This window comes from Aerococcus christensenii (genome assembly GCF_001543105.1).
Lineage (GTDB): Bacteria > Bacillota > Bacilli > Lactobacillales > Aerococcaceae > Aerococcus > Aerococcus christensenii.
This window is the reverse complement of sequence record NZ_CP014159.1, coordinates 80,430-106,698: the sequence shown is the minus strand read 5'-3', so window position 1 is coordinate 106,698 and position 26,269 is coordinate 80,430. Positions and strand designations below refer to the sequence as shown.

At 38.8% G+C, this 26,269-nt stretch carries 26 protein-coding genes and 1 pseudogene; 13 read left to right on the top strand and 14 right to left on the bottom strand.

What is annotated here, in order from left to right; all coding sequences use genetic code 11:
- Positions 1-90: 90 nt before the first annotated feature.
- The 3 genes and pseudogenes from AWM71_RS00490 to AWM71_RS07835 all read right to left on the bottom strand — a co-directional run bounded on the left by AWM71_RS00490 (position 91) and on the right by AWM71_RS07835 (position 3,508).
- Positions 91-744: a response regulator transcription factor gene (locus tag AWM71_RS00490; protein WP_060776174.1), complete on the bottom strand. Its 654-nt coding sequence runs from the start codon at positions 742-744 to the stop codon at positions 91-93.
- Positions 725-1,828, bottom strand: a complete 1,104-nt coding sequence (locus AWM71_RS00485; RefSeq protein ID WP_060776173.1) for a sensor histidine kinase — start codon at positions 1,826-1,828, stop codon at positions 725-727. The genes AWM71_RS00490 and AWM71_RS00485 overlap by 20 nt, the downstream gene beginning before the upstream one ends.
- Positions 1,829-2,084: 256 nt before the next feature.
- Positions 2,085-3,508, bottom strand: a pseudogene (locus AWM71_RS07835) (IS3 family transposase).
- A 165-nt stretch (positions 3,509-3,673) separates the two neighbouring features.
- Between AWM71_RS07835 and AWM71_RS00470 the strand changes: the two are divergent.
- The 9 genes from AWM71_RS00470 to AWM71_RS00430 all read left to right on the top strand — a co-directional run bounded on the left by AWM71_RS00470 (position 3,674) and on the right by AWM71_RS00430 (position 11,493).
- On the top strand, positions 3,674-3,862 hold the full coding sequence (locus AWM71_RS00470; protein ID WP_060776172.1) for a YSIRK-type signal peptide-containing protein: 189 nt from the start codon (positions 3,674-3,676) through the stop codon (positions 3,860-3,862).
- 338 nt (positions 3,863-4,200) lie between these two features.
- Positions 4,201-4,485 carry an FIVAR domain-containing protein gene (locus tag AWM71_RS00465; RefSeq protein ID WP_060776171.1) on the top strand — a complete coding sequence of 95 codons (285 nt, stop codon included), beginning with the start codon at positions 4,201-4,203 and terminating at the stop codon, positions 4,483-4,485.
- 65 nt (positions 4,486-4,550) lie between these two features.
- Positions 4,551-5,489 carry an ABC transporter ATP-binding protein gene (locus AWM71_RS00460; protein WP_060776170.1) on the top strand — a complete coding sequence of 313 codons (939 nt, stop codon included), beginning with the start codon at positions 4,551-4,553 and terminating at the stop codon, positions 5,487-5,489.
- Positions 5,482-6,696, top strand: a complete 1,215-nt coding sequence (locus AWM71_RS00455; RefSeq protein ID WP_060776169.1) for an ABC transporter permease — start codon at positions 5,482-5,484, stop codon at positions 6,694-6,696. Before AWM71_RS00460 ends, AWM71_RS00455 begins: the two co-directional genes overlap by 8 nt.
- Complete coding sequence (locus AWM71_RS00450; RefSeq protein WP_060776168.1) at positions 6,683-7,873, top strand: ABC transporter permease; 1,191 nt, start codon at positions 6,683-6,685, stop codon at positions 7,871-7,873. The genes AWM71_RS00455 and AWM71_RS00450 overlap by 14 nt, the downstream gene beginning before the upstream one ends.
- Before the next feature lie 156 nt (positions 7,874-8,029).
- Complete coding sequence (locus AWM71_RS00445; protein ID WP_060776167.1) at positions 8,030-8,590, top strand: TetR/AcrR family transcriptional regulator; 561 nt, start codon at positions 8,030-8,032, stop codon at positions 8,588-8,590.
- Between the two features lie 15 nt (positions 8,591-8,605).
- The gene (locus AWM71_RS08385; RefSeq protein ID WP_236701129.1) at positions 8,606-9,454 is read left to right on the top strand and encodes a DUF2871 domain-containing protein; all 849 of its coding nucleotides are present in this window, start codon (positions 8,606-8,608) and stop codon (positions 9,452-9,454) included.
- Between the two features lie 744 nt (positions 9,455-10,198).
- On the top strand, positions 10,199-10,522 hold the full coding sequence (locus tag AWM71_RS08530; protein WP_082632703.1) for a TIM-barrel domain-containing protein: 324 nt from the start codon (positions 10,199-10,201) through the stop codon (positions 10,520-10,522).
- A 2-nt stretch (positions 10,523-10,524) separates the two neighbouring features.
- The gene (locus AWM71_RS00430; protein WP_250636674.1) at positions 10,525-11,493 is read left to right on the top strand and encodes a TIM-barrel domain-containing protein; all 969 of its coding nucleotides are present in this window, start codon (positions 10,525-10,527) and stop codon (positions 11,491-11,493) included.
- Positions 11,494-11,681: 188 nt separating this feature from the next.
- Here AWM71_RS00430 and AWM71_RS00425 read toward each other — a convergent pair whose 3' ends face one another.
- The 3 genes from AWM71_RS00425 to AWM71_RS00415 are packed head-to-tail and all read right to left on the bottom strand — an operon-like array spanning position 11,682 to position 14,381.
- Positions 11,682-12,674: an ornithine cyclodeaminase family protein gene (locus AWM71_RS00425; protein ID WP_197415344.1), complete on the bottom strand. Its 993-nt coding sequence runs from the start codon at positions 12,672-12,674 to the stop codon at positions 11,682-11,684.
- Positions 12,675-12,684: 10 nt separating this feature from the next.
- On the bottom strand, positions 12,685-13,560 hold the full coding sequence (locus AWM71_RS00420) for a sulfite exporter TauE/SafE family protein (protein WP_060776163.1): 876 nt from the start codon (positions 13,558-13,560) through the stop codon (positions 12,685-12,687).
- Between the two features lie 11 nt (positions 13,561-13,571).
- Positions 13,572-14,381 carry a TrmB family transcriptional regulator gene (locus AWM71_RS00415; RefSeq protein WP_060776162.1) on the bottom strand — a complete coding sequence of 270 codons (810 nt, stop codon included), beginning with the start codon at positions 14,379-14,381 and terminating at the stop codon, positions 13,572-13,574.
- Positions 14,382-14,867: 486 nt separating this feature from the next.
- Between AWM71_RS00415 and AWM71_RS00410 the strand changes: the two genes are divergently transcribed.
- From AWM71_RS00410 to araD, 4 genes are all read left to right on the top strand, one after another.
- Positions 14,868-15,938, top strand: coding sequence for a PTS fructose transporter subunit IIC (locus AWM71_RS00410; protein WP_060776161.1), 1,071 nt, complete (start codon positions 14,868-14,870; stop codon positions 15,936-15,938).
- Between the two features lie 41 nt (positions 15,939-15,979).
- Complete coding sequence (locus AWM71_RS00405) at positions 15,980-16,618, top strand: 3-keto-L-gulonate-6-phosphate decarboxylase UlaD (RefSeq protein WP_060776160.1); 639 nt, start codon at positions 15,980-15,982, stop codon at positions 16,616-16,618.
- Positions 16,619-16,718: 100 nt separating this feature from the next.
- Positions 16,719-17,576: an L-ribulose-5-phosphate 3-epimerase gene (locus AWM71_RS00400; RefSeq protein ID WP_060776159.1), complete on the top strand. Its 858-nt coding sequence runs from the start codon at positions 16,719-16,721 to the stop codon at positions 17,574-17,576.
- Complete coding sequence (gene araD, locus AWM71_RS00395) at positions 17,569-18,285, top strand: L-ribulose-5-phosphate 4-epimerase AraD (protein ID WP_060776158.1); 717 nt, start codon at positions 17,569-17,571, stop codon at positions 18,283-18,285. The genes AWM71_RS00400 and araD overlap by 8 nt, the downstream gene beginning before the upstream one ends.
- 61 nt (positions 18,286-18,346) lie before the next feature.
- Here the strand turns inward: araD and AWM71_RS00390 are convergent, their stop codons facing one another.
- From AWM71_RS00390 to AWM71_RS00355, 8 genes are all read right to left on the bottom strand, one after another.
- The gene (locus AWM71_RS00390; RefSeq protein WP_060776157.1) at positions 18,347-18,901 is read right to left on the bottom strand and encodes an ECF transporter S component; all 555 of its coding nucleotides are present in this window, start codon (positions 18,899-18,901) and stop codon (positions 18,347-18,349) included.
- A 156-nt stretch (positions 18,902-19,057) separates the two neighbouring features.
- Positions 19,058-19,717, bottom strand: a complete 660-nt coding sequence (locus tag AWM71_RS00385) for a V-type ATP synthase subunit D (protein ID WP_060776156.1) — start codon at positions 19,715-19,717, stop codon at positions 19,058-19,060.
- Entirely contained in the window at positions 19,717-21,147 is a 1,431-nt protein-coding gene (locus AWM71_RS00380) for a V-type ATP synthase subunit B (RefSeq protein WP_060776155.1), read from the bottom strand. Before AWM71_RS00380 ends, AWM71_RS00385 begins: the two co-directional genes overlap by 1 nt.
- 13 nt (positions 21,148-21,160) lie before the next feature.
- A complete protein-coding gene (locus AWM71_RS00375; RefSeq protein ID WP_060776154.1) occupies positions 21,161-22,927 on the bottom strand; it encodes a V-type ATP synthase subunit A in 1,767 nt (588 codons plus the stop codon).
- A 4-nt stretch (positions 22,928-22,931) separates the two neighbouring features.
- A complete protein-coding gene (locus tag AWM71_RS00370) occupies positions 22,932-23,510 on the bottom strand; it encodes a V-type ATP synthase subunit E (RefSeq protein WP_060776153.1) in 579 nt (192 codons plus the stop codon).
- 11 nt (positions 23,511-23,521) lie between these two features.
- Positions 23,522-23,830 (bottom strand): V-type ATP synthase subunit F, encoded by a 309-nt coding sequence (locus tag AWM71_RS00365; protein WP_060776152.1) that lies wholly within the window; start codon positions 23,828-23,830, stop codon positions 23,522-23,524.
- Positions 23,830-24,276, bottom strand: a complete 447-nt coding sequence (locus AWM71_RS00360) for an ATP synthase subunit C (RefSeq protein ID WP_101660634.1) — start codon at positions 24,274-24,276, stop codon at positions 23,830-23,832. Before AWM71_RS00360 ends, AWM71_RS00365 begins: the two co-directional genes overlap by 1 nt.
- 53 nt (positions 24,277-24,329) lie before the next feature.
- Complete coding sequence (locus AWM71_RS00355; protein WP_060776151.1) at positions 24,330-26,264, bottom strand: V-type ATP synthase subunit I; 1,935 nt, start codon at positions 26,262-26,264, stop codon at positions 24,330-24,332.
- Between the last annotated feature and the right edge of the window lie 5 nt (positions 26,265-26,269).

Below are 26,269 nucleotides of genomic sequence, written 5' to 3'. Positions count from 1 at the left end.
ATTTCAATTTACTTCAAAAAAGATAAAATTACAAGTCCCCCTGCTTACTTTTAAGGCAAAATTAAGCAAAGAAAGGCCGCTATTCATGACTTAAGTCAGATGTTTGTAGTAGTAGATGGCCAGTTGGGTTCGATCTCTGAGCTGGAGTTTATCGAGAAGGACAGAGAGGTAATTACGAACGGTTCCCTCGCTAAAATGAAGAGCTTCGGCGATCTCCTTGTTATTCATCCCCTCTGCGACACAGCTGATCAGTTGCCGTTCTGTAGCGGTGAGTGGAGGAACAAATGGAGTGTTTGAGAAGCCAGAAGGAAGAGGCTTGCCTGATAAATAAGTCGGGAGTTTTTCTGTGACAGCACTTCCGTAGACGGTTTGACCTTTCATAATAGCTTCTAGAGCGGGCACCAAACTTTCAAAATCTGTTTTGAGCAGATAGCCCTTGGCGCCAATTTGGATCGCTTCAATAATATATTGGTCTTCTAGAAAAGTGGTCAGATAAAGCAGACGAGCCTCTGGATCTTCTGAGAGGATCTTGCGTCCAATGTCAATGCCGTTTAAGCCGGGCATCCGGATATCTAAAAGGGCGATATCTGGTTGACATTGACGATAAGCGTCCAAGGCTTCTTGACCATCTTTGGCAATAGCGACAATTTTGCAAGGATCTGGTCGTTCTTTGGTAGAGGCTTCGATAATGGTTTGAATGCCACTAGTGACGAGAACATCATCATCAGCGAGTAAAAGTCTCATCTTGATTCATCTCCTTCGGTAAACTAATAAAAATACGATAGCCCTTGATGGTGTTGAGGTGGAAGCTTCCCCCCATTTCTTGAACGCGCTTTTCCATATTAAGCAGACCAATCCCACTATGAGAGACTGGTGCAGCAGCCTTTCCATTATCTGCGATGAGAAGGGTGTAGCGATCTTGAAGTTCATACCATTGAATTTGAATCAGAGTGGCTTGGGCATATTTGGCAGCGTTCGTTAGAGCTTCTTGGAGGATATTGAGGACAGAATGGGCGCTGCTGGCCTTGAGGGGTGTCTCTCCTTGAAAGGTGAAGGTAACTGGGCAAGCCTTGAATTGATCGATGATCTGTTGACAGTCACTCTTTAGATCATAACTCGTTGCTTGTTCTTGATGAATAACTGTACGGACGTTTTCCATGGCCTCCTTCAGTTGTTGAGTGACTAGGGAGAGCTGCGACTTCTGAGAAGTATCTTTAGAGGTCATTTCTAGGGCGGTGAGTTGGACAATAGCGCCTGTGAGTTGGTGGCCTAGTAAATCGTGGATATCTCTGACTATCCGAAGACGCTCCTGACGAATGGAAGTAGCGATACGTTGATTTTGTTGACTTAATAGTCGATCTTGAGCCCGCTTGAAGTGAACATTATCGAATCTGAGTGTATCGAGATTGGCGTGAGTTTTTTGACGGAAAGTGTTAAATTGCTCGGTTTGTTGACGAATCAGGAGACAGAGTATGCTCGTAGCTAGGACTAAGATTTCTAGGATGAGCGATAAGTGACTAATCAAGCTTTCAATAAGGATGAACCCGAACATGACGGGATAAGACAAGTGAAAAATAAAGAGCAAAGCTGGAAAATAGAAGATCAACAGTGGCCAATAAAGAAGAAGTCCACCACATATTCCCAAAAGAGCCAGATCAGTCCACGAAAAGGAGGAAGAGGGGAAGAAGGAGTGCATCATTTCTAATCCCCCTACTATAAGAATCGCTAAACAGGGTTCTACAACAAGTAAGTCTCCGCTCACATAAGAAGCCAAAGACCACATGATAATAAAAATGATAAGCGGTAACGTCCATAAACTTCGTTGCATGGTGGGAGTCCTCCTTTCTAAACGCTTATTCTTTATACTTTATTGTAACAAATTTTTCGCAGACAGGCGATAAGGAGGGCGTGTTTTCAATGAAATAGGCACTTTAAGGAAGCACTTACTTTAACGACTTCAAAATTCATATTTTATTCACATTTTATCCGCGAGAAGGTCTATAAAAAGGCGCGCTTATTTATGATGTAACCCCAAAAAGTTAGACTTTTTTTAACGTAGTAGTTTTATCGACTGCTACGTTTTTTTATGCAGCCGTAAGGCTGATCCGATATTGAACAGGACTCATCCATCCTAGTCGTTCTTTGATTCGTTTTTCGTTATAGTACTTGATATATTTCTCTATGTCGGATTTTAATTCTTCGTAACTGTAATAGATAACCCCATAATAAATTTCTTGTTTTAGTAAGCCAAAAAAGTTTTCCATCACTGAATTATCGTGACAGTTGCCTTTCCTGGACATACTTTGGAAAATTCGTTCTGCCTTTAAGTGATCTGTATAACTTTTTATCTGATAAGCTCAACCCTGATCTGAATGAAAAGTACGACGATAAGGACAATCTGATGTTACTTGAATGGCTTGATCTAAAGCTGCCATCACATTGATAGCAGAAGGGCTTCTATCGATACTATAATTTAAGATTTCGCTATTAAACATATCCATAAAGGAATCTAAATACAGCTTGTGCATCGTCATACGCCCCTTTTTATCGACTTCGTAATATTTAAATTCAGTCGTGTCAGTTGTCACCTTTTGGTGAGGAATCGAGGTGCAGAAACGACGATGGATTCTATTAGGCGCTATTCGACCATATTTACCTTTATAAGAATTATATTTTCGACTTTTTCTCGTGTATGAAGTAACTTGAAGCTTTAATTTTTGCATGAGTCGTTGAATTTTTTTCTTATTGATCAGAAAGCCTTGATTTTTCAGCGCAGCGGTCATACGCCGATAGCTGTAATCTTCATTTTCTTGGCAAATTTCTATGAGTTTTGTTTCGATTTCTTGATCTGGATTTTTTCTATTGAATCTTTTCTGCCAGTACATAAAAGTGGCTTTTGGCATACCTGTATATTTGAGAAGGTCTTTCAGTTTGAATTGTCCTCGGAGGCTGTGTATGATGTTAGCTTTTTTTCGTTTTGGCTTCTTCCTCTAAACGCAACCTCCTCAACTCTTTTAAAAAAGCATTCTCTAACTTGGCCCAATATCGTTCATCTTCCAACTGTTTAATCCGATCTGTACTCGTATCTACTGAATCTGCCCCATTGGGGCGTTTGCCTTTCTTCTCTTTCTTTTCTCTTGTTTTTGTTTATCCATCGTCGGTTTACTCCCTTTTTTATGGCATCTCAATGCATCAGGACCAGCTAATCAAAAACGAGAAACCCAAGGGATGCATTCATTATCCCCATCTGAATCGCTATGTCCTGATAGGAGAGTTCACTTGATAAATATAATTGTACAATAGCTAGCTTCGTTTCAAAAGAATAAGAATTTTGTTTTCTAGACCTCAATAAGACTTTATCCCCATAAGCCTTGTAATTAGCGATCCATCGTCGAATTTGACTTTTACTTTTTATTCCATATTGTTTAGCAAAAAATGCGCAGCTACCTTTACCTTCTAAGTAAGCTTGAACAACTTCTTTCTTCAATTGATAACTATACTTTGACATAAAAATACCGACCTCCAAAGGTTAGATTTTTGGTCTAACTTTTGGAGATCGGTACATTACTGGTATTCTTTTCTATCGCTGGTTACAATTTGAGTGCAAATGTTTGGCTATTGAAATTAAATAAAGGCAAAAATACAAAATGAAGAATATGTGGAGGGAAAATTCATGTTAAACTCAAATCCTGAAAAGAAATTTTGTTATTCTATCCGAAAATATAGCATAGGTGTGGTCAGCGTTGCTGTCGCAGCCTGCTTCCTTGCAGGGCCAAAAGCACTTGCTGCAGAAGTAAAACCTGCTACTTCAACGCCAACAGCTACCCAAGAAAAAGATAAGAAGGGTGAAGATAAAGGATAAGCTGCCCCACAAATCTAGCCTGTAACAGGTGTGGGAGGGAATGTTTCACCAAGTCCTGCAAAGCCTTCTGAAAATAAAAAAGCTTTAAATAAGCAAGTGAGAACGAATGAAAAAGAATCTGGAAAGGAGAAAAAAGAAGCACAAACTCCTGAAAAGAAACTAAAAAAGAAACTCAAAATGAAGAGAAAGATAAATTAAATAAACAAAAAGAAAATGCTAGAAGTCTTTTAGTTGGATTCACTAAATTAAATAATAAACAGAAAGAAGGGGAACTCAAAAAATTTGAAGAAGCTTCTTCTGTAAATGATATTGATGCTGCATATAAAGAGGCTCGTGCTTTGCATGCTAAAATGATGCTTTTATCAGGAAGCATTCATGATAAGGCTGAAACGTTAGAATCAGTTGATTATAAAAAAGCTAATCAAATTAGACAAAAACCTTATGATGAAGCTGTTCAAAAGACTGAAAATCTTCTCGATATGGAGAAAGGTGAAAATAAAACTGCCGAAGAAGTTGAACAACTCAAACAGGAAATAGAGACAACCAAAAAAGCTTTAGATGGTCAAGAACGTGGGGAATTTTTTGCTTCCTCAGAAGATGACATTTGTCATGTGAAGAGATGACAGATGCCCCTTCTTTTTATAAGGAGGGGTTTTTATAATAAAGAGGAAGATAGGAGGAGAGGTAGATGATTATTGAGGCCCATGAGGTGGTTAAACGCTACAGTGAATTAGTTGCTTTAGATCATCTGAGTTTGCAGGTGAATAAGGGAGAAATTTATGGTTTGTTAGGCCCTAATGGCTCAGGAAAGACGACGTTTATCTATTGTTTATTGACCTTACTGAAGCGAGAAAGCGGAGAAATTCGCCTTTTTGGAGAAGAGATGGAACCTCATCGGTATGATTTGAAAGCAAGAGTAGGCTTAGTGCCCCAGCAGATCGGCGTCTATCAAGAGCTAACGGTTCAAGAAAATATTGACTATTTTTGTGGACTCTATATTCAGGACAAAAGTTTGCGTAAGAAATATGTGGAAGAAGCGATGGCTTTTGTTGAATTGCAGGATTTTGCGAAGTTTCGTCCGAAAAAACTTTCTGGAGGGCTTCTTCGTCGATTAAATTTAGCTTGTGGAATTGCGCATAAGCCAGAGCTTTTGATTTTAGATGAGCCGACAGTGGCGGTGGATCCTCAATCTCGCCAATATATTCTGGATGGTATTAAAAATTTAGCCGAGCAGGGCGTTACGGTTCTGTATACAACCCACTACATGGAAGAAGTAGAACAAATTTGTGATCGCTTGACGATTATGGATAGCGGGAGAGAATTGGTGAGTGGGACGGTTGACGATCTCAAAGGGATGTCTCGAGTAGGAGAGTCTGTTACAGCTGAAGTGATGAGTTTGTCTCAAGCTTTTGTGGACCATCTCAACACTTGGTCAGCAGTGAGTGATTGGAATTATCAAGATTTTATTCTGACGGTTCGCTTTATCAAAGGGAAGAGTCAGTTGATGGCCTTATTGGATGCTTTTGAAAAATTCCAGATTAATTTGTTACATTTGACCGTGAAGAGGCCGAGTCTGAATGATGTCTTCCTAGAGCTGACAGGAAGGGAGTTGAGGGATCATGTTTAAGGCTTATCTCAAGACCTTGATTCGTAATCAGTCTGCTGTCTTATTTGGTATGTTATTTCCTTTAGGATTTGTTTTGATCTATGTTTTTGCGATTGGGGGAAGCTTGTCTGATCACGCTCATTTAGAGCCAGCACCTATCATTGTGGAATTGACGGGAAATGAAGAAGAAGAGACTTTTTTTAAGAAGATGTTAGAGCCGGTATTCGAAGAGAAGGAAACCGCGGAAGAAGTAAAAACAGCGCCACGTGGTGAGAAACTCTTAGTGGGAAAAATTGTTTCTCCAGGAGAGGAAGCTTCTAAGCTTGTCCAAAAAAGTCAAGCAGTTGGCAAGTTGTCTATCAAGATGGAAGATCACCGGGTGAAGTTTGCTTTTCAGATCGCTCAAGGACGAGAAAAAGATTTTCAAACTTCCCTTGCCTATCAGGTTTTAAAAACTTTGAATCAAATGAACCAAACCTTGCAAGTCTCTTTGGATAAAATGATAGCTTCAAAGGCTAGTGATCGTGATTTTGAAGCTTTTTGGGAGCAAGTGAAGGCAATATCCAATGATTCGGTGCCTGGATTAGCTTCTCTAGAAACAAAAAAAGGAATCTCAAAAGGAGCGGCAAGTTTTTATGCGTGTATGGCCTATATTTGCCTGTACTTTATGTGCTTTGGAGCTACCTTATACAGTGGAACGGAAGCAGATCAAAGTTTAGTGGCTTTACGCGAATTAGCAAGTCCAAAACCTAAATGGAAGCGAGTAGTCACGCAAGGAGGACTCTATAGTTTGGTTGCCCTCTTAGTGACCTATCTTTCTGCTGAACTTATGACTTTTTATGGGATTCCTCTTTCTCGCCATGTAGGAGAATTAGGCCTTTTACTGACACTTGGTGTTTTGTTGGGCATCAGTTTAGGGATGGCGATGGGGGTTTTGTTGCCAGTAGGGGAGAAACACTTGATGGCCATTGCGATATCGGTCCCTTTGATTTTAGGTAGTTTGAGTGGATTAATGATCCCAAATGTTCGTTTATGGGTAGTTGAACAATGGCCACTTGTGGCAAAGTGGAATCCCTTAGCTTTGATTGGGGATGCTCTTTACCAATTAAATGCTTATGAGGATTTAGGCTTCTTCTATGAGAATGTTCGACGCCTCCTGATGATGTTGATGATCTCTTGGGGAATTATTGGATTTGGAACAAGGAGGTTGTCTTATGAACACCTTTAAGCTCTTTTTCAAATTAGTCAAGGCAAATTGGGTTAGTCATCTTTTTCTACCAGCTGTTATTTATTTAGCGATGACGTTACCTTTTGCCTTCATGCCACAAGAAACAAATTTTCAAGCCAGATCCGTACAGATAGGAATCGTGAACAAGGATGGGGATGATCCGATCAGTCAAGATGTGATCCATCGTTTGTCCACTCATCACCACTTACGATCAGTAGAAGAAGGAGAAAAAGCCCAGGTAGAAGCTTTCTATATGGGCAAAGCGCAGGTCATGTTGATGATTCCCTCAGGCTTTGGTAAAGCTTTGAAGGATGGAAGGGTTCAAGATGCCCCTCTTGAAATTACCAGCAAAGATTATCCGCAAGAAGAACGTTTGGTGAAAGAAGAATTAGCGACTTACTTGAATACCTGGCAACTTTTATCTTTAGCGCAAACGAGGGTTTCCGATCAAGAACTAGAGCTTGATAAACAGTTCAAAGATTTAGATCAGGCATTAGAGGATCATGTAGAGATCCTTTACGAAAATTCTGGAGATTCCGAAATGCAGTTAGGGGTAGGAGAGAGAGCCTTACCTATATTGAGCTATGTTTTTGTGATTAGTTTTATTTATGTAATGGGGACTACCTTTTATGTTATGAGACAAAGTGAAATTCAGAAGCGCGAGCGCTTAGGACATGTTAAGCCTTGGAAGCGGGTTTTAGAAACCTATCTTGCGGGGGCTTGTTTAGGCGTGGGATATTGGATATTTTTCATGGTGACTTTGAATAGTTTGTTTGGAGGTGTCTTAGGTAAAACAGTGATCATGTGGGGGATTGTAGGAGCAAGTTTCATTAACATGCTCAGTATTTTAGCTTTCTCTTATTTTGTGGCAATGTTAGCCAATAGCCCAGGCGCTGTTAATTTTTCTTCCACTCTTTTAGGACTTTTGATTGCTTTTGGAAGTGGGATCTTTGTCCCCTTAGAAGTGGTATCTCCTTTCCTTCGGAGTTTGGTTTCACTGGTAAGTCCTATTTGGAATATTCGTTTGACGAAACTTCTTTTTAATTTAGAGACGTGGACAATTGGTCAAAGACAAGAAGCACTTTCCTATGTAGGAATTCAAGTTTTATTAGGAGTAACTTATTTGACTTTGAGTTTATTAATTATGAAGTATCGATTGAAGGCGCAAAAAGAATAGTTCCTTCGAAAAATCAATCAGGCTGCTAAGGAGTGAGGGTAAACTTTCACTACTTAGCGGCCTTTTAAAATTTTTGAAGAAAAACAGGCAAAGTTTTTGACAAAGAAAGAGAAGTTTTATAAAATGAACACTGTTCAATTTTGGGGAGGTGAGTGAATGAATCCAAAAGTATCGAGTAAAGAAGAAATTTTAGCAACCTGTCGGGAGATTGTATCCACTGAAGGTCTGAACCAATTAACTGTTCGGCGCGTAGCGGATGAGGCAGGGATAGCTTTGGGATCTATTTATAATTATTTTGGTTCAAAAGAAGAATTAATTCTGGAAACGATTGGCTCAATTTGGCGGATAATTTTGAAGGATTGTTTGCAGATTCGCCCAGAGCAAACCTTGTGTGATTATTTATGGGATCTCTATCAGGTCATTCAAGCAGGAGAAAAACAGTTTCCAGGTTTTTTGATGGGGCATGGCCAGCTCTTAAAAGGAGCGGGCAAGAAAACTGGTCAAGAGCGGATGCAAGGGGTATTCAAGCAATTTGAGAAAAATATGACGGCTTGTCTTTTGCAGGATTCTCAGATTCGTTCTGATTTGTGGGATGAAGAGCTAAATGTAGAGAAATTTACACAAATGATTTTTCCATTGTTCATGGATAGCTTAACGAAGGGCAGTCCAAGTTTCGAAGACCTTAAAATTTTAGTGAATCATTATCTGTATAGATAGGAAAGAGGAACAATAATGAAAGTAAAAAAAGTAACTTTATTAGCAATCGCAAGTCTTGTCTGGCTCATTGCAGGATTAAATATTTTAAAAATAGGGGTGAGCGCTTATCAGGGACATTGGATGCTGATTAATGGCTTATTAAGTATGCTGGTCTTTGCTTTATTTCAGTGGAGAGTCTTTGGCCCTTTGGTTGTTAAGCACACGCAACGGATCTTAAAGTCGAGAGAGGATAAGCTCGCTTTTTGGAAGTTTTTTGATGGGCCTTCTTTTTTGATTATGTTTTTTATGATGGGGATGGGAATCAGTATTCGTCACTTTGCTTTACTTCCTGAAGGTGTGATTGCGTGGTTCTATACGGGATTAGGAGCATCTTTGGCTTTAGCAGGTGTAGGGTTTGCTCGGCAATTCTTTCATCATAGACCCTCTGTGACTTGGGCGGAAAGTTTAGTGAATATGGCCCTCCTATATTTTCTTTTAGCTATGAGTGCAGGTGTGGTTTATCGTGAATTGACCAAAGCTATGGCCTTTACAGGAAGAACCTCTTTGGGCTATGTACATGGGCACTGGTTGATTTTGGGGACGGGAGTTTGTTTAGCTCTCTTGAGTTTAGATCAACGCATGAAGTTGAGCGATCATCCTTTATTTAAACGCTTCTTTCTCTTATATCATGGTTCCTTATTAGTGATGGGAGGAATGATGATGGTCAGAGGAATTCTGACGGTTCTAGGTACTCCGCTGACTTCAGGAATGAATGGCGCTATTTCTGGTATTGCGGGTTTGAGTCACATTGGCTTATTGGTAGCTGGCCTTCTCTTCTTTAAATTGTTGAAGGTTCAACTTCAAGAAGGCAGCTCTTGTTGTTAGAAAAAATAAACTTCAAACAAAAAACGTCCGCTATCTCTAGTTAAATGGATTGTTCACTAAAAATCAGACTTTTAATAAAAAAGTTAAAAAGTTGAGATCTTAAATTTATCTTAAGAGTTAAGTTAATAAGAATACGTGGCAATAAAACAGCCTCAGAGTACTTTCATCAATGATAAAAGTACTCTGAGGCTGTTTTTAGTATGGATATACTAATTTTTTAGACTCTTTTTTCATAGCTATAGGATAATCACTTTTCAAGATAAACGTCCTAACAATAAATGTATCAAAAAAATTAACTGGCTTCAAGCGAATAGAATGTTTGACAGTAGAATAGATAAGATGAAATCGGAATGATAAGTATTCTTAAAAGATAAAGAACACATTCTATTTTTTACTATCACTAATATTTTAATTCCTAACTTTACCCAGATATTATCTCTATTTCATTTATTCAATTTTACGCTTTTGGATATGCTGAATTTGCATTAAATATATTTGTCAATTTAAGGTGTTCCACTTTAAGAAAGTGTCTAGCCATTTGTGCAACGCATCCCAATAAAATGGCATCATTTTTTAATGTACTTAATTTAATATTAGCGTTGGTATAAAGGTTATTGGATAAATTTTTATGTAAAAGAGGTAGTAAGTCAGAAATATTGAAAAATAGATTCCCATTAATTACGATAGTTGCTGGGTCTAGAGTGCAAAGAATATTATTAATTTGAATGCTGAGCAAGGTTACATATTTTATGGCAAAGCAAGTTAAGGTATCGAACAACCACAGAAGTAGAAGAAGTAGCTAAAAAATATTTTCTTAAACAAATTCCATTATCAGTAATAGTAATTGATTATTATCATTGGGTGTACGATGGAGATTTTAATTTTGATATGGATTATTGGAAAGAAATTGATAAAGTAGCTGCTAGATTAAATAAGAAGGATATCCAATTTATGGTATCTGTGTGGCCGACTGTTCATAAAAATAGTAATAATTATAAGTATTTTAAGGATAATCAGTTACTTATTAAAAGTTATTTTGATAAAGAAAATTTAGTTTTTAATGGTTGAGCGTGTTGGATTATACTAATCGGAAGACCAGAAAATATATTTCGCATTTATTATATGAAAATTATATGAAGAAAAATATTTATATGTTCTGGGCGGATCAAGCTGAACCTGAAATGGATAATTATGTTCATAGGAATTATGAAATATGCTATGGGAATTTTGAAAAATATGCAAATAAATATCCGTATTATTATTTAAAAACTTTTTATGAATTATATAAAAAAAGTGATTTATCATTTCCTATATTAATACGCTCAGCATGGTTTGGATCACAAAAACTTGGTGCTTTAGCATGGTCCGGCGATATTGATTCTAGTTTCGATTCGTTAAAAAGACAAATTCAAATTGCAATAAGTATGGGGATCAGCGGTATTCCTTGGTGTACTAGTGACATTGGCGGGTTTCATAGCGGAGATAGTACGACAGATAAATTTAAAGAATTGCTCGTAAGATGGTTTCAATATGCAGTTTTTTCTCCTATTTTGAGAATGCATGGAGATAGACAGCCTCATAAAGAACGATTATCCAATTTTGGTGGAGGATTGAAAACAAGTGGATCTGATAATGAAATATGGTCGTTTGGAGAAAAAGTAGAAAAAATATTAACTAAGTATACTTTTCTTAGAAAACAGTTAAATGAATACATAGTAGATGCATATGAAGAGACTAGACTTACAGGTGTACCTATAATAAGAAGTTTATTCATTGATTTTCCAGAAGATAAGGAAGCTTGGGAAGAAACCTATCAGTATATGTTTGGATCTGATTTATTGATTGCACCTATCACTGAATATAAATTAAAAGAAAAAATAGTTTATTTACCTAAAGGAAATAAATGGGTAAATTTATTCACTAAAGAAGTTTTTGGCGGAGGTAAGAAAATAAAAATTAATGAAAATATTGAAAATATACCTGTTTTTTATAAAGAAGGATCTAAATATAGTAAAATTTTTGAAACAATAAATGAGTAGGATGTAGTTACATAAGAGAGAAATTAAATTGTGAATCTATGGTTCAAAATTAGTAATAATAGACGAATATAAAAAGCTATGTAATGAATTGGCATAATTTTAGCTAATTTATACATAGCTTTTTTATAAAAAAGGCAACAGGAATTCCCATCGCCTTTAATTCATTAAGTTAATCAGATACTAGCAACTTACAAAGAAATTATTTGCCCGATTCCTTTTTCCGCAGCGGCTTCATAAATTTTTTGAGCAACGACTAAGTCTAAAACAGCACTTCCAGTGGTTTCGAAAAAGGTAATTTCTTCTTCAGATTCCCGTCCTTTAATTCGACCAGCAATTTGATCGCCAATCTCTCCTGTGATTTGGTTTTCTTGTAAAATTCCCTTTTCAAGAGGCTGAATAAGGTCTCCAGATTCTTTAACAGCCCCATCCCAAGTGTCTACATAAATTTTGTCTGCTTTTATAATGAGTGATTCTGGAATTTCTGCCATTTCTGGCGTATAGGAACCAACGCCGTTGATATGAGCACCTGGTTTGACGAGCGTTCCATCAAAAACGGCTTCTTTAGCAGTAGTGACCGTAGTGATAATGTCAGCGTCTTTGACAGCTTCATCTGAAGAATTGACTGCTCGAATATTCACTTCAAAAATGTTCCCGAATTTCTTTTGCATTTTATTGGCGAAATTTTCTCTTCGTTCTTTTGAGAGATCAAAAACTTTAACTTCTTTGATCGGACGAACATTTAAAACAGCTTCTAATTGAGTTTCGGCTTGCCCACCTGTTCCAAATAAGGCAAATATAGAAGCGTCTTTTCTTGCGAGTTCATCTGTAGCTGCGCCAGCAACGGCTCCTGTTCTTAATTGAGTGAGGTAGGTTCCATCCATCAGGCAGTTGACTTCGCCTGTTTCGCTATTTAAGGTAACCATAGTTGCTGGAACGCTCGTTAATCCGCGTTCGATATTATGAGGATAGACAGAAACGATTTTTACACCAGAGGCTTTAGCAGGTGCAACGTAGCCATACATATAAAGACTTTGACCATCGTATTCTGGAATATCTAAATTAGCGCGAAGAGGAATATCACTTTGTTTATCAGAATAGATTTTTAGAGCTTCTTTATCAGCTTCAATGGTTTCCTTCATAGATAAGACTTGTTGAATATTTTCTCTATTTAAGATTCGAATTTCCATAAGATTAATTCTCCTTTTTCATTTGTAAAGCACTTTTTAGCATGGTAATTGCGGAATATAGAATAACAATCACAACGATCCATTGCAAAGTGGAAGTATTTAAGCTTTTTACGACAAAAGCTGCAACTAATACGCCTATAACACCAAAAGTAGAAGTGAATAAGGTAATTTTTCGACTATAAGCATCGAGTTTAATAAACTGCATGGATCCAATAGGAACTGAGAAGGTGCAAGCCCCCATCATAATTGGAAAAGCTACTCCTGGGTTTAAACCTAAAGCATAGACGGTTGCCATTGTTAAGGCATAAGACCCAATACCGATATTATTTAAAGCACCATAAAGTACACATAGAACAGCAAACAAGATTAATTTACCACCCGTTAGAGCAGTGGCCTCTCCTCCTGTAGGATAAACACCAAATTTTCCGGCTAAAATTAGAGCAGCTGCAATAATTAATCCAGCAGCGACGAATTCTTTGATAACTTTAGCAGGGAGTTTTGTAACGTATTTAGGGCTGACATAGGCTCCTATAATTTGGCAGATAATAGCAGTAGCTAGAGTGAGCAAACCTACTTTGATAGATGAGATGTAGGATAAAGCCATCACAGCTACTGGAATGACGCATTCTGTATTTAAAGTCCCTGGTAATTTTTTATCGCTGACCCATTTGGCTTTAGGATATAAGGAAGAGCCAATTGCAAAATCGGAAATTCCGAATGTAGATAATAAGAACATCAAGAAAGTAACGATAGCCATTATGATAGGGTTACCGGGTTCTTTCATAACTTCTGTTTTGTGTTTGATTAGATCTTTGATAAAAGTTACTGCAAACCATCCGTTAACAATGACAATTAAAAATAAAATAGTGTTAACAAGCATTTTTTCATCCTCTATTCGTTAATTTTATATATATCTCTTACTTTTTCCATAGCCTCGCCGAATTCTTTCACAGCACTTGTTTGCAAATGCTCTAAGATTCTTAAGCAATAGGCATCATGAAGAATATATTCTCTTGCAAAGAGAGCCATTTGAGCTTCTTCAGTATAAATAGCTTGAGTCATTCCTTCAGAATTTAAGCTAACATAAAGCATTTGATTCCTATCTACAGTAATTAAGATCCATCGACCATTCATATCTTTGAGTTTTTCTTTTTCAAAACCATGACAATAGATTCGATGAAGTTTTGTTTTGTATTTTTTCTTTAGATCATAGAAAATAACAACAAATTTCTCTAAGTGGGATTCTTTTTCTAAAAGGGCTTTTTCTAAAGTATCATCTAATTCGTCTGCCCATATTTGAATCATCACTTGGTCTGTAGCTGATTGAATCATATTTATTGCTCGAGTTTCCACAACTTCCCAGTCACTTAATTTCCAAATTTGATTATCTTCCTTTTGTGGGGTAAGAGATGCGGCTTCTTGTTTGAGTTTTGCTAAATTGGAATTAGTTTTTTGCTGAATAACGGTTGATAAAGTATCGATAGATTCGGCTTTGTAAATTTTGGATCGATCCGATTGTGAATAAATTAAAGCTCCTTTTTGGATAAGACTTTCGATAATGTTGTAGATTTTCGAACGAGCGACACCAGAAAGTTTACTGATTTCATACCCAGTAGTGGGTCCGTTTTCTAAAAAGGCTATATAAACTTTTGCTTCTGATTCTGTAAAATTAAATTGTTCAAGTAAATGAATAAGTGACATGTCATTCCCTCCAACTAAAAAATATGGCCATATTAGTAGTTACTTTAAGGGGCTACTAGCAAATTTATTGTACCGCTTGTGATAAAATTGTCAAGCAGTTTTGAGCTTTTTTTATAAAAAAATGGAGTGTATCGGGAGAAAATAGTGTTGCCATAATCTGTTTGAAATAACTATTAATTGATCTATCGTTTAGAGAAATTCAAAGGCGAGAACAACTTCCTTTGAGCGTGTATCGAAGGAGGCTATTTTTTTGATATAAAAAGAAAGTGGATACAACTTAGTGAACTCATGGAATCAAGAAGTTGAGAATTAGTGAAATTAAAAGATTGTACAAAGAGAAAGTGAAGAATGATTTTGTGTAGATATAGGAGTGACTGGAAAAGAAAGATTTAAAGGGAAACCAATTGTGGAAGTTCCAACTAAATTAGGCATTAAATCACCTGAAAATTTATTGATAAAAATTAGAGAAAAGTGGGAGGCGCATTAATGGATATTGTAATCAATGTTTTAAAAGATACTAAAAAACATGTTATGTCAGGGATTTCTTATATGATTCCTGTTATTGTTCTCGGTGGTTTTGCAACAGCCTTATCTCGAATGATAGGTGGTGTAGAGGTTACTGGGAGTATTGGTTATTACTTATTACAAACAGGTAATGCTTCATTTGGAATTATGATTGCTGTTTTAACTGCTTTCATTGGAAATTCCATTGCAGGAAAACCAGCAATTGCACCAGGTTTTGTAGCAGGATTTCTGTCGAGCCAAGTCAAAGCAGGTTTTTTAGGAGGAATTTTATCAGGACTGCTTATTGGAATTTTAATTCTCTTAATGAAGAAATATTTTAAAGTCGGTCGGGCGATGAAATCGATGATGCCAATTGTTATTTTACCTGTTTTTTCTGGATTGATTGCTTCACTTTTTATTTTATATGTCATTGGGCCACCACTCGCCCAATTAACAGCGGCAGTTGTTAATTTCTTTATGAATATGAATACATCTTCTAAATTTGTGCTTGGCTTTTTATTAGGTTCGATGACTGGATTTGACATGGGAGGCCCAGTGAATAAAATTGGATTTTCAGTGGTTTCAGCTTTTGCAGCAGAAGGTATATGGGGACCTGCGGCTGGTAAAAATGCAGCGGCAATGGCGCCTCCATTGGGAATGGCGATTAGCGCTTTATTGTTAACTCCTAAAAAATATACACCTGAAGAAAGAGAAGACGCAAAAGTAGCTATTGCTCTGTCTTTATGTCAAGTCACAGAAGGCGCATTACCTTTTGCCTTTAGAGATCCTGTTCGTGTAATTGCGGCATCTACGATTGGTTCCGGGTTAGCGCATGCTCTGATTTTAGTGTGGGGAGTTGAAGTCCCTGTCCTTCATGGAGGGGTTTTCTCTATTCCTTTAACCAATAAACCTCATCTTTGGATAGCTGCTTATTTAATAGGAGCATTAGTGACAGCTTTAATTTGCTCGATTACAAAGCCTAAAGTCCCTATTCAGGAAGTGACAATTGAAGAAGAGGAAGTTTCAGATAATGATATTGAAATTAAATTTTAAATAAGACCTCTTATTAGTACAAAATGAAAGGAAATGAACCAATGAGTTTACCAAAATTACAAATAGCGTGTGATCATAATGATTTAGCGAGTGCCCTGGCAGATATTAAAGCCGTAGGAGACGTTGTAGATATTATTGAAGCAGGGACAATTCTTTTGTTACAAGACGGCGCAGAAGTTGTCCGGTGTTTTAGAGCCTTGTATCCAGATAAATTAATTGTAGCGGATCCTAAATGTGCAGATGCCGGGGGAACGGTTGCTAAAAATTTGAAAGAAGCCGGGGCAAACTTTATGACCTGTATTTGTTCAGCCACGATTCCAACCATGAAAGCTGCGGCGAAAGAAGTCGATGAAGTTCAAGTGGAACTTTATGGAGACTGGACCTATGATCAAGCGCAAGCTTGGTTAGATGCAGGCATCCATCAAGCGATTTATCATCAAAGCCGAGACGCGCTTCTTGCTGGAGAAACTTGGGGAGAAAAGGATCTCACAAAAGTCAAGAAATTAGTGGATATGGGCTTTAAAGTATCCGTTACTGGCGGATTAAAAGTTGAGATTTTGGATCTCTTTAAAGGGGTAGAGGTTTACACATTTATTGCAGGGCGTGGGATTACCCAAGCAGAAGATCCCAAACAAGCAGCGATAGATTTCCAAAATAAAATTAAAGAGATCTGGGGTTAATAGACTGCAGATAAGTTGAACAGTTCAGCGGTCGGCTCCCCAGAATCGCTGAATTTCTTTTATTAAGAAGAAGGGCACCCAGTAATAAGGAGGAATTATTTTGGTCAGTTTAGGTATTTATGAAAAAGCACTTCCTAAAGGCATTACCTGGTTACAACGGTTACAAATGGCAAAAAAATTAGGCTTTGATTTTGTGGAAATGTCCATTGATGAGACGGATGAACGTCTTGCGCGATTAGAGTGGACGAAGGAAGAACGGCGAGAAGTAGTCGAAGCGATGTATGAAAGTGGTCTTCGCATCTTTTCGATATGTTTGAGTGGCCATCGACGTTATCCTTTTGGATCCGCAGACCCTAAAAAACGAGAAAAAGCTTTAGATATGATGCAAAAAGCGATTGATTTGGCAGTTGATTTAGGGGTTAGAAATATCCAGTTGGCAGGATACGATGTTTATTATGAAGAAAAAACACTGACTTCACGCGCTTATTTTATGGAAAATTTACAAAAAGCTGTACATATGGCAGCTGAAAAACAAGTGATGTTGTCTATTGAGATTATGGATGATCCCTTTATTAATTCGATTACGAAATTCAATGCCATTAAACGCACCATCCACTCTCCATGGCTGCAAGTCTATCCGGATTTAGGGAATATATCCGCTTGGTCAGGCAATGACGTCGGTGCCGAGCTCGAACTAGGCATTGATGAAATTGTGGCCTGTCATGTCAAGGACACTTTAAATGTCACAGAAAACTTCCCAGGTAAATTTAAAGAAGTCCGTTTTGGGGCAGGAGATGTTGACTTTTTAGGCTGTTTTAAGACCTTAAAACGATTGAATTATAACGGAACTTTTATGATTGAGATGTGGTCAGAAACTTCAGAGCATCCAGAAGAAGAAATTCAAAAAGCAAAAGATTATGTCTTACCATTTATGAGAGAGGCGGGCTTCCATGTCTAAAGAAGAAATGATTCGTGAGATGAAGGAAAGAGTCTGTGCAGCTAATTTAAAATTGCCAGAGTATGGCTTAGTCACGCTGACTTGGGGAAATGTCGCAGAAGTAAATCGAGAGATCGGTGTGATTGTGATTAAACCCTCAGGGGTCCCTTATGAAACCATGACACCTGAAGATATGGTCGTGACAGATTTAGAAGGGAACGTTCTAGAAAAAGAAAGTTTAAGGCCGTCTTCAGATCTCCCTACGGATGTGGTTTTATTTAGAGAATTTCCAGAAATTATAGGAATTACGCATACACATAGTGTTCAAGGGGTAGCATGGGCACAAGCAGGACGTGACGTTCCGGTTTATGGGACCACGCATGCGGATAATTTTTATGGGTGCATTCCCTGTACGCGTGATTTAACACAAGAAGAAGTGGAAGAAGCCTATGAGGAAAATACGGGAAAAGTCATTGTAGAGACATTCCGTGACCGCAAGATTGATCCAATAGCCGTACCGGGCGTTTTGGTTAGAAATCATGGGACTTTTTCTTGGGGAAATAGTGCAATGAAATCTGTAGAAGTTGGGAAAGTCATTGAAACAGTTTGTGAGATGGCAGAACGAACAGAAAATTTAAGGCGACAAGCTGGCGAGCCTATCCCGCAACATTATTTGGATAAACATTATTACCGAAAACATGGTAAAAATGCCTATTATGGGCAAAAATAATTTCACCTAAAAAACGTCCGCTATCTCTAGTTAAATTTTAGGGATAGCGGATTTTTTAGGCTTAATTTTGGGTGAGTTGATAGCGATCAAAGATTTTCTTCATTGGAAAGTAGAGAGTGGTTACGAGAAGACCAGTAACGATCGCTGTGAACAGGCTAGCTGGCATTCCGGTTGCTGCGATGGCTAAGGAAGCAAACAAGGAGTTTCCGAGAAGGTATTGACGGAGGGTGTACTTGATAAAAATCACGATGACTTTGGTTAAGCCTGCTAGACTTCCAATAAAACTGAGACGCCCAAGGGTTAATTTTGAATGATAAACTTTGCGGTAGAGAAGACTTACTATGAGCAAGACGATGAGATTTTCAAGAACAGTAAAAGGGGCAGAGGCAGCATAACCATTAAGAGTATCATAGAGAAAAAGTCCAATGACAGCTGCAAAAGTCCCGTTCTTTTCTCCAAGGAGGAGTAAGCCGAGAACAACGAGAGCATTCCCAGGATGGACAAAGCTCTTAGAGAGTGCGGAAGGCATCGGAATATGAATAAAGGTAATCGCTAAAATAATTATGGCAGCGTATAAGGCTGTAGCAACTAAAGGAAACAAATGGTTACGATTCAATGGAATCACTCCTTACTAAGTCATAAATTATGTTTTATTATAGTGATTCTCTCTTTTAAAAGCTAGTCTTTTTTGAAAAAGGAGAAAGGATAAAAAGAGCATGTTCTTAAAAGAAAACCGCCTGTCTTTTTTAGATAGGCGGTTTTTTTGTAGAGTTTACGCATTTTCAGCTTGCATACGTGCTTTTTGAGCTTCATTTTTAGCATTTAAAATACGTTTAACGACTTTCAAGCGAGTAAACTCTTCTCTTTCCTTTTCTTCAAGCGCAGAGGCGATCTCTCCTTGGGCTGCTTGAAGTTGAGGAATAGTAATGTTTTGTAAGGCGTTAACCCGTTTTTGCGTTTTTTGAATATTGAAAGCGAGTCGATAGGCGGCATTTTCAATTTGTGCTAATTGAATTTGAAGTTGCTTGACTTCTTCAAAAGCCATCCGTGCGCGGTCCATTTCTACTGCTGTCTTAGCAAAAGAGTAGGACGGCGTCATTTTTTGTTTTTCGTAATGAAGGTCAGGGACTTCGCTTCCCATGATACTACGCACGTGAATGGTGAGTTGATCGCTCACAGGAACGTCTTGTGCCCATTCTGCAATAGTGTGTAGGCCGATTTCTCTTTGAGCAGCTGCGAGGAGCTGATAGGCTTTGTCGTAAGCTTCTTTGAGATCTGTTTGAACTTGACGTGATTTTTGAACTAATGCCATGATTTCGTTCATGAGAATCATCCGTTTACGGTCCATTAATTCATGACCATTTTTGGAAAGACGGAGGGTCTTTTCAATTTGCATCAAGTTCCCTTTGGTAGGAGTATGATTGACTTCCATTACCTTTCACCTTCCTCAAGAGTCCCTTCTTTAAGAGGAGTATGGTAGGAATAGGTGAGGTTGTCATAGTATTTATCCAAGTATTTGGAATCGATCCGGTTAAGTTCTGTTTTAGGAAATTGTCTTAACAAGTCCCAACCGAGATTGAGGGTATCTTGAATCGTCCGGGTTTCGTCTGCTTTTTGGCCAACGAATTCTTTTTCGAAGGATTGACCAAAGGCGAGGTATTTCTTATCAAGATCAGAGAGCTCTTCTTCCCCAATAACTGAGGCTAAACTTCTCGCATCAATAGCGGAAGAATAAGCGGCGAATAATTGGTTGGCAACGTCTTCGTGATCTTCACGTGTGAAGCCTTCCCCAATACCGTCTTTCATCAAACGAGAGAGAGAAGGAAGCACGTTGATTGGTGGATAGATGTTTTTACCTGCTACGCTTCGATCAAGAACGATTTGTCCTTCAGTAATGTACCCAGTTAAGTCTGGAATAGGGTGGGTAATATCATCGTTAGGCATCGTAAGGATAGGAATCTGGGTCACAGAACCAGATTTTCCTTTGACGATACCTGCCCGTTCGTAAATAGTAGCGAGTTCGGAATAGAGGTAGCCAGGGTAACCTTTACGGGAAGGAATTTCTTGTTTGGCGTTGGAAACTTCACGTAAGGCTTCACAGAAGGAAGTCATATCGGTAAGGATGACTAAGACATGCTTGCCGAGGTCATAAGCGAGGTATTCAGCAGTGGTGAGTGCCATACGAGGGGTGATCAAACGTTCCATAACGGGATCATCCGCAGTATTCACGAACATCGTGACGTGTTTCATTGCTCCTGATTCTTCGAAAGAACGACGGAAGTAATCCGCCACATCGTGTTTAACTCCCATTGCAGCAAAGACAACCGCAAATTCGCCGTCTACGCCGTCACCTAGTTTGGCTTGTTTAGCGATTTGGGCAGCGAGTTCGTTGTGGGGCATCCCATCTCCTGAGAAGATAGGAAGTTTTTGACCACGAATGAGGGTGGTTAAACCGTCAATAGCGGAGAATCCTGTTTCAATGTAGTCTCTTGGGTAAATCCGAGAAACAGGGTTAAGAGGAGCGCCGTTGACATCACGACTCACTTCCGCATGGATAGTTCCTAAACCATCGAGAGGTTTGCCTAATCCGTTAAAGGTTCTTCCAAGAATGTCAGGCCCTAGAGCAATTTCCATTCCTTTTCCTGTGAAAGTGGTGTGGGTATTTTCTAGAGACATTCCTGTGGTGGAATCGAACACTTGAATGAGGGCATGTTCCCCTTCAATGGAGATAATTTGTCCAACCTTGTGATGGGTCCGATTGGTACGGAAGCGGACAATGTCACCATAAGCGGCTCCACGAACCCCATCTACCACGACAAGGGGACCTTCAATAGAATTTAAACCTAAATATTCAATTGCCATTCTTTTTTCCCCCTTATCCGTTTTCTTGCATGGCTTTATCATAGAATTGATCGATAGCTTTGTAGTAGTCATCAAACACTTTGAGGTCATCATTTGGAATATCAAATTTCATGGTAATTAACCGGTTGAAGATGTCTGATTGGCTGAGGTAAGACATCGGCATTCCCCATTGAACAAGTTGTTGCATCCGATGGTGAAGATAGAGGATGACATCTAACATTTTGGCTTGCTTAGCCATTGGAATCGCTTGGTCAATCGCATGGAAGGTATTCTGTTGTAAGAATCCTAAACGAAGGACACGAGCGGTTTGAAGGGTAAGTTTTTGATTATCAGGTAAGATGTCTGAACCAATCAACTTAACGATTTCGTTTAATTCATCTTCTTCATGAAGGATGGCCATCATTTCTGCACGATTTTCCACGAATTCTGGAGAAACGTTCTTATTGTACCATGAAGAAAGGTCATCGACATATTGGCTATAAGAATTCATCCAGTTAATCGCAGGATAGTGACGAGCGTGCGCTAAGTTGGCATCGAGTCCCCAGAAGCAGCGAACAAAACGTTTGGTATTTTGGGTAACAGGTTCTGAGAAGTCGCCCCCTTGAGGAGAAACGGCACCGATAATAGAAACAGAACCCGAAGAGTGGTTGAGGGTTTCCATATCTCCAGCCCGTTCATAGAAAGTAGCAATTCGGCTAGCGAGGTAAGCTGGATAACCTTCTTCGGCTGGCATTTCTTCCAAACGTCCAGAGAGCTCACGTAAGGCTTCTGCCCAACGGGAGGTGGAATCCGCCATGATCGCTACATCATACCCCATATCGCGGTAGTATTCTGCAATGGTTAAACCAGTATAGATAGAAGCCTCACGAGCAGCCACAGGCATGTTGGAGGTGTTAGCGATCAAAACCGTTCTCTCCATAAGGGGCGCTTGGGAACGAGGGTCGATCAATTTTGAAAAGTCTTCCAAAACTTCGGTCATTTCATTTCCACGTTCACCACATCCGATATAGACGATCACATCTGCATCCGCAAATTTGGCGATTTGGTGTTGCATGGTTGTTTTTCCAGTCCCAAATCCCCCAGGGATAGCGGCCGTTCCGCCTTTAGCAATCGGAAAAACGGTGTCGATAATTCTTTGTCCAGTGAGAAGTGGGGTAGTAGATTCTAGCCGTTTAGCCACAGGACGAGGAGTCCGAATTGGCCATTTTTGGTAAGCTTTAATAGGATAAATGTCGCCATTGAAGAGACGAATTTCTGCTAAGGTGTCTTCAATCGTGTATTCACCAGGTTCAACAATCTTAACGACTTGTCCAACAACTTCTGGAGGAACCATGACTTTATGAGTAATCGCTGCAGATTCTGGAATTTCTGCAATGATGTCTCCACCAGAGACTTGATCATCTAGGTTCACTTTAGGTTGAACTTTCCATTTCTTGGTGCGATCTAAGGAGTGAACATTGACGCCTTTTTGAATATAGAATCCAGATTGTTTGGCAATTTCTTCTAGGGGACGTTCGATTCCATCGAAGATATTATTGAGCAAACCAGGTCCTAATTCAACGGACATAGCGGAACCAGACCCTACGATAGGCTCTCCAGGTTTCAAGCCTGCAGTTTCTTCATAGACTTGGATAGTAGTTTTGGATTCGTCGATCCGAATAACTTCTCCGATTAATTGGGAATGTCCGACGTGGACAAGTTCTTGCATGGAGAATTCAGTAGGCCCTTGAACGGTAACGATCGGCCCATTAATCGCATAAATTTTTTCTGTAACTTCCATGAATTTATAGTGCCCCCTTTATGACGAAATCTTCTTGCATCTGATCTAAGAGGCTAGAGAAGGAATAGTCGAAGAGAATTTGGCGTTCTCTTAAAACGCCTCTTATTCCTCCAATAAAGTCACGGTCAGAGAGACTAACGGGATGATTGACCCGTTGAGCCAATTGGTCTTTAAGATGGGCATCACTGCGATCAATATAGAGATCATAAGTTTCATTCTTCGCAAAAGATTGGATTTTTTTGATCATTGCGAGAAGTTGATCGACATATTGATCGGTGTTCTTATAGTTTTCGATTTCTTTTTCAAAAGCTTGGAAGAGGGTACTTTTCATTTTTTCTTCGTTTAAGAATAAGTCTTTTTGTTGACTAATTTGCATTTGAGAGAGAATCTTATTACTTTCCCTGCGAATAGCTTCTTTTTCAGTTTCTAAGCGTTTAGCGAGATTCTCATCCGTTTGTTTTTTGTAATTAGCCAAATCTTCTTCCAAAGTTTGGCGATATTGCTCAATTTCTTGGTCAATTTCTTCTTGAGTTTGCGATTTGACTTGATCGTCAAAATAAGTTAATTTTTCATCGAGTTTCATAGTAACCTCCTCTAAATCGATATGCCAATGGCACTTTGTATGGTCGATTGGATGGAACTTTGAGAGTGTGCATACTCGGCAGGCCCTTGAATTTCAACAATTAAAGGTTTGGAACGATTGAATCGCACATCATCAACTTGTTTCTGATGGCTAGCAATGAGTTGAGGAGAAATCATCAAAACACCAATCGTATCATCAGCGAGAACAGCACGAAAAGCATCCTCAAATTTGGTCTCTTCGTCAATTAAGACCCCATCCACGCCTACTAACTGCATGCCAGTTAAAGCTTGGATGTTATCACTAATGATATATTCTTTCATTAGAGTTGCCCCAAGATAGAGAAGGAAACGATTAAACCGAATAGGGAAATCCCTTCAGCTAACCCAACGAAAATTAAAGAACGACCAAAGATGGAGTCATCTTCGCTAATAGCACCTAAAGCAGCGGAAGCGGAGTTAGAAACGGCGATCCCGGCACCTACACAGGAGAGACCAGTAGAAAGAGCGGCTCCAATAAAGCCTAAACCTTTTGCTAAGCCATCAACGTTTTTACCAGCTTCTTGACCAGCAGCGTAGGCAACTTCAGGATGATAAGCGAGAATTAAAGCAATTGCGATACCACAAACAACGGTGAAAATATTAAAAGCTAAAGTTTTCTTGTAACGTTCACGACCAGCTTGACCAAAGAAATAGTAGCCAGCAGGAAGAACGAAGCCAAGGATAAAAGTTAAAGCGATGGTTAATTTAAGTAAAGTAGAAATAGACATGTAAAATACTCTCCTTTTTTATAGACGATTAAAATGATTGTTCATTGGGTCCGTTAAGACCAAATAGATTTAAATTCAATGCCGTCTCCCTTGAAGAAGTGGCTGAAAAGTTCATAGAATTCAAGACGTAGGACTTGAATAAAGACAACGAGTCCTTCAAACCCTGTAACAAATAGGTTTCCGAGGATGAAGACGAGCCAATTAGGATGTCCACCTTCTAAGTGAGCAAACATCAAGACAATCCCCATCATGACGCCGTGGCTGATCGCAAAAGCACCCACACGGACGAAAGAAATTGTATTTGAGATAAAGGATAGAAGGGTTTCGAAAGCTTCAAAGAATACAGTGATCAATTGAATTACAATACCGTCGCTGCTCTTTTCTTTACTCTTCGTAATGAGATGAATGATTTTTTCTTTAAACCCAATGCAAGCAAGGGCGATTAGCATCACCAATAGAACTAAAGAGAAGGCAGGGATGGCATGTCCAGTCATATAGAGGACAAGGGTGATAACGAGTAATCCATAGAAAATTAATCCCATCACGCCGTTTCTGTCAAAAATAGCTTCTAATTTTTCGCCTTCTTTAAGACGCATATAGACGTTCATGGTCATCGTTAATAAGATGAGGAACATCCCAAAGCACACAGAAACAATGAAAATTGAATTTAAGGTTCCGAAGAAAGGAACGCTTGTCATGGCTTCGCTAGGTTTTAACCAGATGGCAGGAAGAACATCTTCTAATCCGAAGATACTGCCGTAAAGGAAACCAAAGATCATAGAAGAAATTCCCACAGGTACGAACATTTTAGCCCCTGAAAGGTTTTTCTTAATGTAGCCCAAGATCCCTAATATCATCAATAAGAGTCCGTGTCCTACATCACCAAACATCGCTCCGAACATTAAAGAATAAGTAAGTGCGACTAAAGGAGTAGGATCAAACTCTTCATAGTTTGGGGTTCCATACATTTTAGTGATCATGCGAAAAGGCTTTGTAAAAAAATTGTTTTTAAGTTTTGTAGGTGGCTCGATATTATTGCCATCATTATAATCTTCCAAATAGATGGTTACATTTGGATCGTCTTTCATTTCCTCAACGAGTTGGGCAGCATCTATTTCTGCCATCCAACCAATTAAAAGATAGCGCGTCTCTTTCTTTGCAAATTCATTACGGGTGATCGCAGCGTACCGTCTTACGCCAAAGGCTTTAGAGAGTTGGGCTAAACGCGCTTTTGCTTCTAAGAGTTCTTTAGAAATTGGTTGTACCGCTTGACGAAGAGTCGTTTCGAGTTGCTTTTGTTCTTTTTTGAGTTTTTCCATTTTTTCAGAGAAGCGACTCAAGATCTCTACGAAGGTTCCTTTTTCTTCTGGTAGATAGAGACGTTTCCAGTTCAAAGAGAAGAAGAGAGCGTCGACACGTTGACGATCTTGAGCAGAAGTAAAGTATGCTCCGTACACGTAGCCATCAACTTCTTTAGAAGGAATAAAGATCGCAGGCACCATATTTTTAATGTACTTTTTATATTTATGATAATTCAAAAGAGTGAAGCGCCCAAAACGGAATTTAACCTTCTTCATAATGAGAATATCATCAAGAGGATAGTCAATTTTTTCGAAAGGTTCATACTTATTGAAATCTGTTGTTAATTGAGTAATCTCTTGGTTGACTTTTTGTAATTTTTCTTGTTCTGTCTTCACATCATGTTCAACTTGTTCTACTAAACGTTTGATATAGTCGAAGTCTAAAGAACGTGGTTCGATCGCTGCGGCATTTTGTTCAGTAGGACTCAATTGTAACAAGTCATCAATTCTTTGAGATAAAGGCTTATAGGGATCTGGACTCGTATAAGGCTTTAAGGTACGAATATCTGATAGCTCTTTGAGTGTGTTTTCGAGATGTATATCGTAGTGACTTAAGTATTGGTCAGACATCCGGTCGATGTCATCACGTGGGCCGGTAATGTTAACCATACTCATTTTTGTAATCATTCACT

Bases quoted from the DNA above. Each gene is read 5' to 3' on its own strand.
- AWM71_RS00490 (WP_060776174.1), bottom strand. From the start codon at position 744: ATGAGACTTTTACTCGCTGATGATGATGTTCTCGTCACTAGTGGCATT.
- AWM71_RS00485 (WP_060776173.1), bottom strand. From the start codon at position 1,828: ATGCAACGAAGTTTATGGACGTTACCGCTTATCATTTTTATTATCATG.
- AWM71_RS00470 (WP_060776172.1), top strand. From the start codon at position 3,674: ATGTTAAACTCAAATCCTGAAAAGAAATTTTGTTATTCTATCCGAAAA.
- AWM71_RS00460 (WP_060776170.1), top strand. From the start codon at position 4,551: ATGATTATTGAGGCCCATGAGGTGGTTAAACGCTACAGTGAATTAGTT.
- AWM71_RS00455 (WP_060776169.1), top strand. From the start codon at position 5,482: ATGTTTAAGGCTTATCTCAAGACCTTGATTCGTAATCAGTCTGCTGTC.
- AWM71_RS00450 (WP_060776168.1), top strand. From the start codon at position 6,683: ATGAACACCTTTAAGCTCTTTTTCAAATTAGTCAAGGCAAATTGGGTT.
- AWM71_RS00445 (WP_060776167.1), top strand. From the start codon at position 8,030: ATGAATCCAAAAGTATCGAGTAAAGAAGAAATTTTAGCAACCTGTCGG.
- AWM71_RS08385 (WP_236701129.1), top strand. From the start codon at position 8,606: ATGAAAGTAAAAAAAGTAACTTTATTAGCAATCGCAAGTCTTGTCTGG.
- AWM71_RS00420 (WP_060776163.1), bottom strand. From the start codon at position 13,560: ATGCTTGTTAACACTATTTTATTTTTAATTGTCATTGTTAACGGATGG.
- AWM71_RS00415 (WP_060776162.1), bottom strand. From the start codon at position 14,381: ATGTCACTTATTCATTTACTTGAACAATTTAATTTTACAGAATCAGAA.
- AWM71_RS00410 (WP_060776161.1), top strand. From the start codon at position 14,868: ATGGATATTGTAATCAATGTTTTAAAAGATACTAAAAAACATGTTATG.
- AWM71_RS00405 (WP_060776160.1), top strand. From the start codon at position 15,980: ATGAGTTTACCAAAATTACAAATAGCGTGTGATCATAATGATTTAGCG.
- araD (WP_060776158.1), top strand. From the start codon at position 17,569: ATGTCTAAAGAAGAAATGATTCGTGAGATGAAGGAAAGAGTCTGTGCA.
- AWM71_RS00385 (WP_060776156.1), bottom strand. From the start codon at position 19,717: ATGGAAGTCAATCATACTCCTACCAAAGGGAACTTGATGCAAATTGAA.
- AWM71_RS00380 (WP_060776155.1), bottom strand. From the start codon at position 21,147: ATGGCAATTGAATATTTAGGTTTAAATTCTATTGAAGGTCCCCTTGTC.
- AWM71_RS00375 (WP_060776154.1), bottom strand. From the start codon at position 22,927: ATGGAAGTTACAGAAAAAATTTATGCGATTAATGGGCCGATCGTTACC.
- AWM71_RS00370 (WP_060776153.1), bottom strand. From the start codon at position 23,510: ATGAAACTCGATGAAAAATTAACTTATTTTGACGATCAAGTCAAATCG.
- AWM71_RS00365 (WP_060776152.1), bottom strand. From the start codon at position 23,830: ATGAAAGAATATATCATTAGTGATAACATCCAAGCTTTAACTGGCATG.
- AWM71_RS00360 (WP_101660634.1), bottom strand. From the start codon at position 24,276: ATGTCTATTTCTACTTTACTTAAATTAACCATCGCTTTAACTTTTATC.
- AWM71_RS00355 (WP_060776151.1), bottom strand. From the start codon at position 26,264: ATGATTACAAAAATGAGTATGGTTAACATTACCGGCCCACGTGATGAC.